This is a genomic window from Fodinibius sp. SL11 (genome assembly GCF_052060035.1).
In the GTDB taxonomy this organism is placed as follows: domain Bacteria; phylum Bacteroidota; class Rhodothermia; order Balneolales; family Balneolaceae; genus Fodinibius.
Genome location: NZ_JBPOEA010000002.1, coordinates 428,318 through 441,969 on the forward strand (window position 1 = coordinate 428,318; position 13,652 = coordinate 441,969).

Here is a 13,652-nt window from a genome sequence, read left to right on the forward strand (position 1 = left end):
ATGTCACCAGTAGTAGGAATTGTTGAAGACAACAAAAAGATACGGGATTTAATACAGCGCTACCTGGATATGCAGGAGGAACTTTCATGTCCTGTTGCGGTGGATTCCGTAGAAGAGATGCTGGAGTATTTGGATGACCATCCGGCGCCGGATGTTATACTGATGGATATTCAATTACCTGGCATGTCAGGCATTAAGGGCATTAGTTTGATCAAAGAGAAGTATGAGGGTGTTGAGATCATTATGCTGACGGTATATCACGATTCTCACAAAATATTTAATGCTTTACGGGCCGGAGCCTCGGGATATCTGTTGAAACATACCTCTTTGCCAGAGATTAAAGAGTCGGTTTTAAAATTGGTTGATGGTGGAGCGCCTATGTCTCCTCAGATTGCCCGTAAAGTAATTAACCACTTCCGGGAAAATGCTCCTAAAAAGAATGCTGATTCAGATCTAACACCACGGGAGCATGACATCGTAAATGGTCTTGTAGATGGATTAAGCTATAAAATGATAGCTGACCGTTACGATATCTCTATTGATACGGTTCGTGCACATATCCGTAATATTTACAAGAAGCTGCACGTTAACTCTAAAGCAGAAGTTATTGCCAAGTCACTAAAGGGAGAAATTTAACACCTCCCTTCGCATGAATATGTGATTGTTAATTAAGTTATTGTTTGATAAAATAATAATAGAAAATATCTGGAGTGCAAGATTACCCTGCTGAAATTTAATATGGAGACCGTTATGAAACTGTTTAAAACATTGATAATTACGCTGATGTCACTCCTTTTAACCGGATGCTATACACAGCTTCAGTATAGCCAGACCATGAAAAAGGTTACAGATAAAAAACAAACAAGCGATACTCCTGTGTACTCCTGGAGTGGTGAAGAGAAAGCGGAAAAACCGGTCCAAAAAGAAGGCGATCAGCAGCAGTATGCAGAAGATGAAACAGAGGGCGAAGAGTATATTCCTTTGTACTACAAGGATTATGAATATACTTCGAAGTATGGTGATACCTACAACATAAATAACTATTATGGGTCCGATTGGTACAGCTATAATTATTATCGTCCGTATCCCATGTATAGATCATTTTATTACGATCGGTGGTTGTATAGAAACCATTTCGGACACTGGTATAATCAACCACGATTTGGCTTTTCTCTCACTATAGGATGGGGAAGCCCTTATTACTACCGCGGTTTTTACGATCCATTTTTTGATCCCTATTTTGATTATCACTGGTATGGCTACTACAGTCCATACGCCTTTAATTACAATTACTTCTACCGCAATTCGGGATATGGATTCGGGTACTGGCCGGATCGTAAAAAATCAGACCAAAATGTGCGATATGGTCCTCGAACAATTGGTACGAACAGAGTAAACACTGATAGCAACCGTTCAAGAACGATGAATAGCGATCGATCAGCAGCAGTGACCAATCGAACATCATCAACGGTGCGCACTCGGTCGGTAGGTACCACTCGAACGCGCGGTACTTCCAGCAGCTCAACTGTTAAGCGCACAAAAAGAAATGATAGCAGTTCCTCTACCCGCATTCGAGCAAGAGGGCAAGATCAAACCGATAACAACCGGGTAGATCGGTATGAATATCGCAGCAGAGATAACGAGCTGCCACTTGTTATTGATGAAAAGCAGTTAGAGCAGATTCGGACTCGTATTAACAGTGATCGAAATGGAACCATAAACCGATCACGGTTAAACAGTAGCAGTGACCGAACCCCTACGTTTTTTAATAGAATGAGGAGCTTTTTTCAGCAAAATACAGGGAGAATTTCAAATGGTAAGAGCAGCGGACGTACATTGCGAACCCGAAGTACTTCTCCATCTACGAGCAGTAGTAATCGAAGTTCTGTAACAAAGAGCAAATCCTCATCATCCAGCAAGGCACGTTCCCGAGGTAGTAGCTCATCATCTCGAAGTCGAAGTGATAGTGGCAGCTCGTCGAGTTCAGAGAGAAGTCGCGGGAACTAACAGATAAACGATGGCTACATTCCAATCTAACTCTTTAATTCATGAAGGATAGACGTATGTCAAAAAAAGGTATTCTGTTACTTATTGCAGCGCTCATTGTTTCGGTTACACAGGTTAATGCCCAGAGTGCAGATGATGTGCTGCGATATAGCTTGGAGTATCCCTCGTACGATCCCATCAGCTTGGTTGTGCCGGGGGTAAGCCATGCCACAGGATTTGGAGCGTATCAGGAAAACCCGGCTACTATGGCGCTGTTTGATGAAAGCTTTCTCTCGATGGGATTGAGCAGTCGCTTTCTTGATGAAACGGGCACATATTTGGGTAATACCTCTGACTACTCCGATAATCAAACCGGCATTGGCGACTTGGGGTTGGTTTATAAAGTGCCTACCACGCGAGGCAGTTTGGTGGTAGGAGGGGGATACAGCCAAACAACGGATTTTAATCGAGCACTTTCAGCTTCGGGTAGAAATGAACGTTCTACCATTACTGATTTTTACAATACGACGGCTGATGATAGTCTCTTTTTTGCTGCGTTTGATACTTATGCGGTCGATTTTGCGACTACGGACAGCTCCTATGCTGAGACTTCTTCCATATTTAGAATTGGATTCCCGCAGTATCCCGGTATCAATCAGGATATGGAACTAACCGAGCGGGGCAAAACAGGTGAGTACTCGCTGTTTTTATCCACCGAGCTATTAAAAAATTTCTATGTCGGTGGTTCCATTGGTTATTACAGTGGATCATATACCTATCGAAGAGAGTTTTTAGAGTCTGATCGGGAAAATGATTATAACGCAACTTTTATTGATTCAGACGGTGATGGTACACCCGATACTGATATCGATAATATTTTAAGTGTCGATAGGATTGACACCGAAATCCAGGCATTTAGCGCTCGACTGGGAATTATATATGAGCCTACACCTGATTTTAAACTGGCTGCCAGTTATGAGTTTCCCTCTAAGCTTTTTATTGATGAGGAATTTAACACCCAAATAACGACCACTTTTGACAATACCATCCAATTTTCTGATGAAGCGCCCGGAGCTTTTTCATATACTATAACACGTCCCCAGCGAATTAAAGCAGGAGTAACATTTACAGGCATACCAAAGCTTACGGTTTCGGGATCGGCAGAGGCAATTTCTTATTCAGATGCAGAGATCAACTTTGATGAGATAAATCTCAATCCTCTTGAAAATGATATTAACGGTACTGTTCAATCTACATTTAATGATGTTATAAACCTGAGAAGTGGTTTGGAATATAAGGTGAATGACTTATTTACCGGTCGATTTGGATATGCCTATTTCCCCAGTCCGCAGGATGGAGCAAATAGCGTCCGCCAGTTTATTAGCGGGGGATTTAGCGCCGAATTAACAAAGGGCCTTATGTTTGATTTTGGGCTTCAGTACAGCTTCTGGGATGATCAAAATGCGCTTTACTCAACGCCTGATGTTACCGAAGTTGTTGATGAGCAGGTAACCCGTCTCAACGTAATGGCGGGCCTTAGAATGGCGCTGTAAAATTTATTTCCTGGTGGTGACTACAGATTTTGAGGGGGTTGTAATGTCGAATTTAGCCCAAACTGGAAGATGATCTGATGTGGTATTGCCATAGTCTTCGATATACGAACGCGGATCATGAATTGCAGTGCTGTTTTGCACATGCTCATCGAAAAGTTCATCACTGATGGTAATGTGATCGATAATATCCTCATAGTTAATCGAAGCTGATTCTCCGGCATCAGAGAGTACTTTTGTTATTACCTCAAAATTATCAATGTCTTTAACAAATTTATCATATGGCGTTTCTTGGTACACTCTGTCGTTATTCTCCTCTACATAATAAATTGATTGGTCAACATCATCATTGTAATCTCCCATTAGTATAATATTGGCATCCGATTTATTATCCTTTAAATAATAGTAAAGTCCCTCGGCAGCTTTTTGACGTCGTTCATAGGATTCAGCATAATTGCTTGTATTGGCTTTCCCGTGAATTACAACCGCATAAAATTCCCGGGTCGTATTTTCATACGTGTAATTAAAACGAAAAAATAGGGGAGTACGTCCACTGGCCCAATAGTATGACCAATCATTTTGATATTCCGGTCTTACATCATTAATTGGCCCTGCTTCCAATGAGTCAATAGCGTTTGTATTGTAAACAAAGGCCATATCTTGATCTCTTGGCACGTGGCTGGCCGTAAAACCACTATATCCATCCATAAATTGTACAATATTGTCGAGTGCACCTTGGTTGGCAACCTCCTGAAAGGCAAACAGGTCAGCATCCAAGGAGTCAATAACTTTGACAATATTCTGCGTTTGTAACTCTTGGTTTGTCGGGCCACTGAAACCCGATCCATACCACTCAAGATTCCATGTCACCGTTTCGAGCACTCCATCAGTTGGAACAGAATCGTTCTGTTCAATTTGTTCTTGCTGCTCCTCACCGGTATCTCTTTCCGGTTGATAAGAAGTACCACACGATGACAAAAAAAGAAGCAATGCAGTAAGGAAGTAGGAAAACTTATGAAATGGGGAATTCATTTAAAGTTAGTTATTGGCTTTGGGATTCACGCTCAGTACAGGACTTTTCACGTGTCGGGCAACATTTGCCGTTGTACTGCCCACCATTAAATAGTCGATGCCGGTGCGGCCGACAGTGGACATCACAATAAGATCGTGGGGGTTATCAAGATTATACTTTAAGATAGCCTCATGCGGGGTATCTTCTGAGATAATCAGTTTTGTCTGGAGCAGGTCGCCCAATTGGTGCATCTCTTCTTTAGCTAAAACCTTGAGCCGCTGTTCCCGCAATTGTTTTTTGGATTCAGCGGGTTCATCTTCATGCTGAGGATCGAACGGCATTACGTTAACCATCTCAAGCTTGGCATTGGCTTTTTTGGCAATTTCCATAGCCACCGGAAAGGCCTGTTTGGAGTGATCTGAGAAATCAGTTGTCACCATGATACGATCTAAATTGCTGAGTTCTCGCTCCTCATTGACAATTAAAACAGGAACATGGGACAGGCGGAGCACCTTTTCGGAAACGGAGCCAAGGAAAAATCGAGAGAACCCGGTACGTCCATGGGTCGTCATTACAATCATGTCAAAATCTTCGGATTCTTCCACAATAGATTGCGCCGGATTACCGATAGATACCAAGGGTTCGGCAAGCAAGGCCGAATCAATTTCTTCATTGGCCAGTTCTGCAAGACGTTCATGCAGTGCTTGTTCGATTTCATCAAAATCTTCCATGGCAGAAGTACCCATTCCAAACATATAGGGCCCGCCGTCAACTTCATTAAGCGGTAAGTAAGAATGAAAAGGAGTAATGCTCCCATTAAATAATTCAGCCATTTTCTCGGCGGATTGAAGGGCCTTTGATCCGAGATCAGAAAAGTCGAGGGGCACAAGTATTTTGATGTTTTCCATGATGGTAATGTTTAATTAAGGCTTTATTTAAAATACAAAAATATCTTTTTATCTCAGAACCATCCCTTTCGTTTAAAGTAGAAAATCATAATAACAGCAATGACTCCCATAACGCCCATTGCTGCTGGATATCCCCAGTACCAGCTTAGTTCCGGCATGTTATAGGGACTCGTTTCGGGATCAAAGTTCATTCCATAGACACCGGCAACAAAGGTAAGCGGTATAAAAATAGTGGCAATGATGGTGAGGACTTTCATTACCTCGTTCATCCTGTTACTTACGTAGGACATATACATATCATGAAGCCCTAAAACCATATCTCGATAATTCTCGATATTATCGATCACCTGAATAATATGATCGTAAACATCGCGCAGGAAAATTTTAGTGCTATTATCAATAAATTGGGATTCATCCCTGATGGCCGTGTTCAAGGCATCGCGAAGCGGCCAAACAGACTTACGAAAGAAAATAATTTCGCGCCGGATTTTATGTGTTTGTTGTAACAGGTGGTCTTCGGGACCTTTTAAAAGTTCATCCTCCAAGGCTTCTATGTCATCACCGATATATTCAATCACATTAAAATAATAGTCAACAATAGTATCTATTAGGGCATAGGTTAGGTAGTCGGCCCCTTTTTGTCGGACGCGGGAGGCTTTTATAGATAATCGATCAAGTACAGGTTTAAAATGATCGTTATCTGTTTCCTGGAACGAAAGCACATAATTTTTACCCAGCACAATGCTTATTTGCTCACTGTTTATTTTTTGTCCTCCGTTGGAATATGACAATAAACGAAGTACAAAAAAGATGCAATTGTCGTATACCTCAACCTTGGGACGTTGGGAAGTGTGAACAATATCTTCCTGAATTAGAGGGTGTAATTCAAAAAAGTCCCATATTGATTTAAGTTTTTCAGTGTCATGCAAACCTCTGACTTTAACCCAGGTTTTGGAAGGGGTATCGAGGTATTGCTGTGCCTTTTGGATTTCATTGATCGAAATCTCCTCGATATGATCTGCACTATAATCATGGACGGTAATTTTTATGTTATCCATGTGACGTACTCCCGTATGTTCTACGGTACCCGGGGGAGAACCGGGTTTTTTCCGATCTCCTGATCGGCGAAAATGGATGCTTGGAAGTAAGTTTTTGAGCTTATTTCTGGGAGCCATACCTATGCTTTTTTATGATTAAACTTAAGGCCAGTAATATGGTTAAGCTTTAATCCTAAAACAAGCATATAAATAGCTGTTAGCAAGGAGGTTACATATAATCCGAACCTTGACGCTTATTGAGAATCCAGTGGATTATGGGCGGAGCAATAAAGAGAACGATGACAACATTTCCTGTATAGATATAGATTAAAACTGCCGCTAAAATACATGCCAACAATACGATTATGGAGATCAGGCTTGTTTTTTGGTTGATATCCATAGTGTTAAGTAGTTTCCATGCGTAATACTTCAAGCGGGGTCTTTTTATAGACGCTTCGGCTGTTAAACATACCTATTAGAATTGTAAGTCCCGTAACAATCAGTGTTCCCAGAATTATGACCCAGAGGTTGGGCGTAAAAGTAATATTAAAATAGAAATAGCCCAGCAGCCAGGTGGCTCCTACCGACAAAATTAGTCCTGTAAGGGCAGACAGAATTCCGAGGAAGAGGTACTCCACCGAAAGTATTTGGATGATCTGTTTTTTGCTGGCTCCAATGGTCCGCAGAAGCACACTTTCTTTGATGCGCTGGAATCGGCTTGTGGCTACCGAACTTGCTAAAACAATGAGTCCGGTAAGAATACTGAACAGCGCCATAAACTGAACCGCAAACGAAATTTTATCGATAAATTGGTTGATGGTTTCCAGGATACGGCTGACATCAATAGCCGACACATTGGGATATTCTTGTACGACCGATTGTTGTATAGAGGCTGAGGCCTCTTGGCTGGGAGCCCGCGAAATGGTAACATAAATTTGTGGAGCAGGTTCCAAGACACCAGCTGGAAATAGCATGAAAAAGTTAGGCTGCACCCGCTGGAAGTCGACTTCCCGAATACTTCCCACATAAGCTTCAACCGGAACCCCTTGTACATCAAAGGTAAGGGAATCGCCAATAGCTAAGTTCAGATCCTCAGATATTTCTTTTGCCGCGGACACCGGAACGCGTCCTGTATCGGGAGCTTGGCCGATCCATTGTCCTTCGAGCAGTGTTTCGGAATCAATAAGCGAATCCCGGTAGGTAGAACGGTATTCACGGCGCAGTGCCCAGTTGCGGATGTTATTGGTACTGTCGTCGACGATATCTTGGGTACTTCGTCCCCGGAGTGAATCCAATCGCATGGTGACCATTGGGACATTCTGAAGTATGGGTACATTATTATTTTTAAGCAATTGATTGAGCCCCTCATTTTGATCGGGCTGGATGTCAAAGAAGATAAGGTTGGGAGCATCATCGCGCGTAGCAAAATCGAGCTCTTTCATCAACATATCCTGGCTAAAGTATAGCGTACTGACCAACAGCATGCCCAATCCCAAAGAAAGCATCAGGGTTGTTGTTTGATTATGCGGACGGTATAAATTTGCCAATCCCTGTCGCCATACGTAAGGCCAGTGGGAAGGGAAGTATCGTCGAATAAGTTTGATCAATAATTTTGCAACCAGCCATAGCAATCCGAAAGCGACGATCATTCCTGCAGTAAATATGCCGCCCACCATCCAATCGGAAGTCAAGAGGGTTGCATATCCCATTACGACAAGCGCCACGGCTACATATATAATAGTTTTGGTCTTCTTTGAGAGTAATTCTGTGATCGACCCCTCCATGGTTCGCAGAGCATACAGGGGAGAAGCTTTGCGAAGAGCCAGCAGCGGAAGCAACGCAAAAGTAAGGGCTACTCCTGTGCCTGTAAAAAGCCCAAGCCCAATGGCCAGCCACGAAGTGGTCAGCTCAACATTAACCGGTAGAAAATCACTGAATAAGCCGGGCAATAGATATTGAATACCTACTCCAAGAATTGTTCCTGCAAGAGCTCCCATAAAGCCTAAAACGACTGACTGAATAAGAAAGATACTCATCGTCTGATTGGATGAGGCCCCAAAACATCGGAGTACTGATGCGGTGCTGATTTTTTGATTAATATATACATGGATAGAACTTGCCACCCCAATGCCGCCCAACAGTAATGCGATAAAGCCGACGAGATTTAGGAATTTACCGAGATTACCGACCGCTTCGCCAATTTCTTCGCGGCGTTCTTCTACTGTTTCGGTATCTATGTCAATGCCCAGGGCATCTTGGAGCGAGTCGACCCGTGTTTCAATGGCTGACATATCTCGATCATCCGTAAACTTAAAATACTGCTTGTATTCCACACGGCTGCCGCGCTGAACAAGATTCGTGGCTTCGAGCATCGAAGCAGGAATAAAAACGCGGGGACCTACCATTGAAGCGGCTGCTGCCTCTCCCGGGATCTTGGTTACTGCACCTCCGATAGCAAAGGTGACTTCTCCTACTTTAATAGAATCACCCACCTCAATATCGAACTGAGTCATCAAGGATTGATCAACAAGGGCCGTAGTATCTATTTTAAACGTTTGGGCGGCTTCTTTTGGAATAGTTTCGAGTGCTCCGTAAAACGGGAAGTTTCCTTTCAGCGCACGAACGTTAGCCAACCGGGTATTTCCGCTTTGAGGAAACAAAACCATGGATGGAAATTCCGTAATGGTCGATTGTTCTCCACCCAGTTTGCCAAAATAGGCGGTAAGTGAATCCGGCGGTGGCTGCTCGGTTTCAATTTCAAGATCTGCCCCCAGCAGTTCTTTGGACTGGTTGTTAATCGTGTTGTTAAGGCTATCACGGAATGAGGTAATTGCTACCTGTGCCGCAACGCCAATAATGATAGCAGAAATATAAACGAACAGTCGCTTTTTGTTTGATCGGGCATCGCGCCAGGCCATTTTCCATGACCATGTAGAAAAGAATGATGGCATAAATATGAGATCTAAAAACTCTTATTGAAGCTGTTCTGCAGTGGTATTGTCAATCCATTCATCTTGATGAATTTGACCATTTTTCAACCGTATTATTCGCTGACACTGCTCGGCCAGTGATAAATCATGTGTTACTAAAACGAGGGTTGTGCCGCGTGCTTTATTGAGATCAAAGATTAAATCTTCGATAGTAGCCCCGGTTTCAGAGTCAAGATTCCCGGTGGGTTCATCCGCAAAAAGAATTTTTGGTTTATTGATGAATGCTCGTGCAATGGCTACCCGCTGTTGCTCTCCTCCGGAAAGTTGTGCGGGATAGTGATTCATCCGATCTGCAAGCCCCACTTGGGTGAGTAACTCTTCGGCATCGTGCTGCACTTCGGAGGTTTTCATTCCCCGAAGTTCAAGAGGAACCATTACATTTTCTAATGCGGTTAGGGTAGGCACCAGTTGAAAGGTTTGAAAAACAAATCCCACGTGTTTATTCCGCACTGCGGCGCGCTGATCTTCGTTCAGCGGACCTAACTTTTTGCCATTGAGAGTTACTTCACCGGTTGTAGGACGATCGAGCCCTGCACAAAGTCCCAGCAATGTTGTTTTTCCGCTGCCGGATGGCCCCACAATAGAACAGGTGGTTCCTTTTTCAACTGAAAAATCGACGTGGTCTAAAACCGTTAAATTACGGTCGCCACTTCTAAATTGTTGTGTTAGATTTGTAACTTCCAGAATTGGATCTAAAGCCATAAAAATAATATCGTAATTGGATTATGCGTATTAACATCTACCAATGGGTGAATCATTCCGTAAAGGAAAGCGTTTCCCAATCTAAATAAAAATGATACAACAATAATTTACGCTTTGTAATTTATGAAAAGGATTGTAACAGTTGTTTTAGTGAGTTTTTTACTTCCGATGATGCTCTACGGCCAGGAGACTCCCAAACGCGTATTATTTTTTGGGGATAGTATTACTGCCGGATATGGGATCGGTGAAGCTAAAGCTTTTCCGGCACTCATCCAGCAAAAGATAGATTCGCTGAGTTGGAATTTTAAGGCAGTAAACGGTGGATCGAGTGGTGAGACCTCTGCAGGAGGGGTATCCCGCATTGATTGGATGCTGCGCCAACCAATTTCGGTTTTTGTACTGGAATTAGGTGGGAACGATGGGTTGCGTGGAATCGATTTAGACGCGACGAAACAGAATTTGCAAAAGATTATTGATAAGGTTGAAGCCGAATATCCGAATGCATCTATTGTAATTACCGGGATGCAGGTACCTCCGAATTTAGGGCCGGAGTATACCGGCAAGTTTAAAAAGATGTATCCCAAACTGGCCGAAGAGAATAATGCCGAACTTGTTCCTTATTTTTTGGATGATTTGGGTGGAGACTCAACCTTAATGCAATCGGATGGCATTCACCCGACCGAAGCTGGTCATAAGGTATTGGCTGAAAAAACCTGGGATGTTCTAAAACCTATTTTGAAATCTAAACGAAATGTTAATCATTCTAAATAAAAAGAATTACATATTGCCATGTGCAGAATTAAAAAAATATTTATAGTTGTTGGCTTACTTTTAATTTCGGGGATCTTTGGGACAAGCCGAGCCCAGCAATTGGATTACAATCCCAAAGTTTTGTTGGTAACGGCCCATCCTGATGATGATGCCCTTTTTTCGGCTACGGTTTTTAAGACGACACATCTGTTGGATGGTGTTGTAGATCTGGCGATTATGACGAATGGTGAAGGAGGCTATAAATATTCTACGCTGGGAAATTACATTTATGACCGCGAGCTGGATAAAGAAGAAGTGGGGCGCGATTATCTGCCAAGTATCCGCAAACGGGAACTGATGGCCGGAGGTAAAATCGTGGGTATGCGCAATTACTTCTTTTTTGATCAGGTGGATGATGAATATTCGAAAGATATCAGTCGGCCGATGCAAAACTGGGATATCAATTGGGTCAAACAGCGACTGCAAAAAATTCTTAAAGAAGAGCAGTATGATTTTGTATTTACCATGACGCCTTCAAAAACTACGCACGGCCATCACAAAGCATCAGCGATATTAGCACTGCAAGCTATCCAAAATCTACCTAAAGAAAAGCGCCCTCTTGTTTTTGCAACAACCATTGTTGATTCACTGGGAGATAAAATCAACTATACGCAGTTGGAAGGATATCCGATCTCGCAATTAATGGAAGGTCAGCAGCCGATGGAGTTCGATCGTACCCAAAAATTTGGATTCGATAATCGATTAGATTATAAGATTATTGCCAGCTGGGTTATTGCCGAGCATAAATCACAAGGCACAATGCAGTTATTAATGGGACGCGGTAACGTGGAACAGTACTGGCCTTATGCCATAAACGAAGGCCAGAATTTGGATAAAGCAAGGGCGTTTTTTGAAGCGGTTAATGAGGTGCCGATTTACCGTAACCCGAACGTAAATTTTGGGAATTGAGACTACTAAGAGGCTGGTATTTTTTGCGAATGGGTATCTTTAATTTGTTTATGACGCTATTTTTGATGGTTTGTTAAAAATTGCTGTAAAGCCTCTTCCCGTTTTGTTTGCTTGTTTTCTTGTTGACTAATGAAGGGGTCAGCGGCACGTTCTTCACAATCTGCAATGGGACAGCGTTCGCATGATTCGTTCACCACTCTGGTTTTTACATCAAGGTTATTGGCAAAGGTAATATTCTTTTTTAGCGTTTTATTGTATAAAAGTCCGAGTGTGATGCAGGAGTTTATATCCGAATTTAAAGCCAGGGGACGGGCAAATGAAATACAGAGGTACTCATTATCGGTGCCATAAAATTTAGAGCGCTGAATATCGATCAACGGTTTTTTTCCAGCTTCATGAATATTCATTTTTGCCAGCTCCTGAAGCAATGTGATAGTGACCCATCGACGGCAGTAATGCTCACTGGGATTGACTCGATGCGGATTGTGCAACTGCGATAAGTGTAGTTCTTTAGATAATTTGTATTGCTGTGTTTCCGGCTTGTTATGAAATCGCAAAAAGAACAGTTGATCAATACCAAAATAGTGGGGTAGTATTTGAGTAAGCCGATGGGTAAAGGTTTCAGGGGTTGTATCAAAGTACTCAATCATCTTTAATAGCTTCTCAGGTTCCCAGTTCTGCTGATTGAAAAAGTTCTGAAGCTTACGCACCAGCGTAAAGCGGTTCATCAGGATAGCCCCTGAAAAATAAGAAGCTTTAAAATTGTTCAGCACTTGATCGAAGGACTCTACTTTAATCCATGAGGAGGTCAGTGCACGTTTTTCCAGTTCAAGTATGCAATAGCCGAGTTCGCGTCCCAGCACAAATGCTTTTTGATTGGGCAGCAGCTCGTCATTAATAAAAAGCTTTGGCGTATCTTCGGTATTGGGCACAAAAACCGAGCGGAAAGCTTGCAGATCAGGCTGCTTCTCAAAATTTGTTTCTATAATTTCATAATTGTGTTTGTTGGTCAATAATTTTTTCAGCTTTTCATAGGGAATGGTGGGCAATTCGGTCCATGCATGTTTTTCCAGAAAGATTTGTGCCTCTTTTTCCAGTCCCTCGAAGTAATTATTGTTGAGCTCCTGGTATGATCGAAGGGCCGCAAGTAAAAACTGTTCTACCTGCACATCATAATTTCGTGCTACTTCTAACAGGGTTTGAAGCAGGGCACTGAACTTAGCGGGATCGTTTCCCATGAGCCCGATAAGATCACTGGTTTTGATACCAAAAAGCTCCAGCGGCATCTCGTGCAACGCATTACTTTTTAAGAGGTCGGACAGCTGCTCCAACTGCTTACCCAGCTTCAGCGAAACCATTTCGTCATAATCCACCTCCAAAGCATTGGCCAGTGACATGATTTTATCTGCTTTGGGATATTTTTTCCCTTTCTCAATCTCATTGATGTACGAAGCAGATAGTCCCGACCTTTTAGCCAAATCCTGAGTAGATAACTCTTGCTGCTCTCGATATTGCCTGAGCTTTAAACCAAAAATCGCCCGTAAATTTTCTTCTTGAACCCGCTGCGCCATAGTAAACTTTTTGTTTATACCTTCATTTGAACACCCAAATAATGTACAAAGAAAAAAATCAGTATATGAAATTTAATCTCTGAGAGTGAATATTCGCTAATTATTTAATCCAAAAAATACCGTTTAAGAAATATTAAGAGCAATAATTGGCTATAGTAAATGCGAATTTATATTAAT

Annotated in this window: 11 protein-coding genes; 5 read left to right on the forward strand and 6 right to left on the reverse strand. The window is 42.3% G+C overall.

The window, feature by feature from the left end; all coding sequences use genetic code 11:
- The 3 genes from ACQ76V_RS05015 to ACQ76V_RS05025 all read left to right on the forward strand — a co-directional run bounded on the left by ACQ76V_RS05015 (position 1) and on the right by ACQ76V_RS05025 (position 3,539).
- On the forward strand, positions 1-636 hold the full coding sequence (locus tag ACQ76V_RS05015; protein ID WP_440999379.1) for a response regulator: 636 nt from the start codon (positions 1-3) through the stop codon (positions 634-636).
- 114 nt (positions 637-750) lie between these two features.
- Complete coding sequence (locus tag ACQ76V_RS05020; protein ID WP_440999380.1) at positions 751-2,007, forward strand: hypothetical protein; 1,257 nt, start codon at positions 751-753, stop codon at positions 2,005-2,007.
- 41 nt (positions 2,008-2,048) lie between these two features.
- Positions 2,049-3,539 (forward strand): OmpP1/FadL family transporter, encoded by a 1,491-nt coding sequence (locus tag ACQ76V_RS05025; protein WP_440999381.1) that lies wholly within the window; start codon positions 2,049-2,051, stop codon positions 3,537-3,539.
- Between the two features lie 3 nt (positions 3,540-3,542).
- Here the strand turns inward: ACQ76V_RS05025 and ACQ76V_RS05030 are convergent, their stop codons facing one another.
- The 5 genes from ACQ76V_RS05030 to ACQ76V_RS05050 all read right to left on the reverse strand — a co-directional run bounded on the left by ACQ76V_RS05030 (position 3,543) and on the right by ACQ76V_RS05050 (position 10,185).
- Positions 3,543-4,568 carry an endonuclease/exonuclease/phosphatase family protein gene (locus ACQ76V_RS05030; RefSeq protein WP_440999382.1) on the reverse strand — a complete coding sequence of 342 codons (1,026 nt, stop codon included), beginning with the start codon at positions 4,566-4,568 and terminating at the stop codon, positions 3,543-3,545.
- A 6-nt stretch (positions 4,569-4,574) separates the two neighbouring features.
- Positions 4,575-5,456, reverse strand: coding sequence for a universal stress protein (locus ACQ76V_RS05035; RefSeq protein ID WP_440999383.1), 882 nt, complete (start codon positions 5,454-5,456; stop codon positions 4,575-4,577).
- 53 nt (positions 5,457-5,509) lie between these two features.
- Complete coding sequence (corA, locus tag ACQ76V_RS05040) at positions 5,510-6,631, reverse strand: magnesium/cobalt transporter CorA (protein ID WP_440999384.1); 1,122 nt, start codon at positions 6,629-6,631, stop codon at positions 5,510-5,512.
- 266 nt (positions 6,632-6,897) lie between these two features.
- Positions 6,898-9,444 carry an ABC transporter permease gene (locus ACQ76V_RS05045; RefSeq protein ID WP_440999385.1) on the reverse strand — a complete coding sequence of 849 codons (2,547 nt, stop codon included), beginning with the start codon at positions 9,442-9,444 and terminating at the stop codon, positions 6,898-6,900.
- A 21-nt stretch (positions 9,445-9,465) separates the two neighbouring features.
- Positions 9,466-10,185, reverse strand: coding sequence for an ABC transporter ATP-binding protein (locus ACQ76V_RS05050; RefSeq protein WP_440999386.1), 720 nt, complete (start codon positions 10,183-10,185; stop codon positions 9,466-9,468).
- Between the two features lie 150 nt (positions 10,186-10,335).
- Between ACQ76V_RS05050 and ACQ76V_RS05055 the strand changes: the two genes are divergently transcribed.
- Both ACQ76V_RS05055 and ACQ76V_RS05060 read left to right on the forward strand, forming a co-directional pair.
- Positions 10,336-10,956 (forward strand): arylesterase, encoded by a 621-nt coding sequence (locus ACQ76V_RS05055; protein WP_440999387.1) that lies wholly within the window; start codon positions 10,336-10,338, stop codon positions 10,954-10,956.
- A gap of 18 nt (positions 10,957-10,974) precedes the next feature.
- Positions 10,975-11,904, forward strand: coding sequence for a PIG-L family deacetylase (locus tag ACQ76V_RS05060; RefSeq protein WP_440999388.1), 930 nt, complete (start codon positions 10,975-10,977; stop codon positions 11,902-11,904).
- Between the two features lie 56 nt (positions 11,905-11,960).
- Here ACQ76V_RS05060 and ACQ76V_RS05065 read toward each other — a convergent pair whose 3' ends face one another.
- Complete coding sequence (locus ACQ76V_RS05065) at positions 11,961-13,475, reverse strand: helix-turn-helix domain-containing protein (protein ID WP_440999389.1); 1,515 nt, start codon at positions 13,473-13,475, stop codon at positions 11,961-11,963.
- Positions 13,476-13,652: the final 177 nt, after the last annotated feature.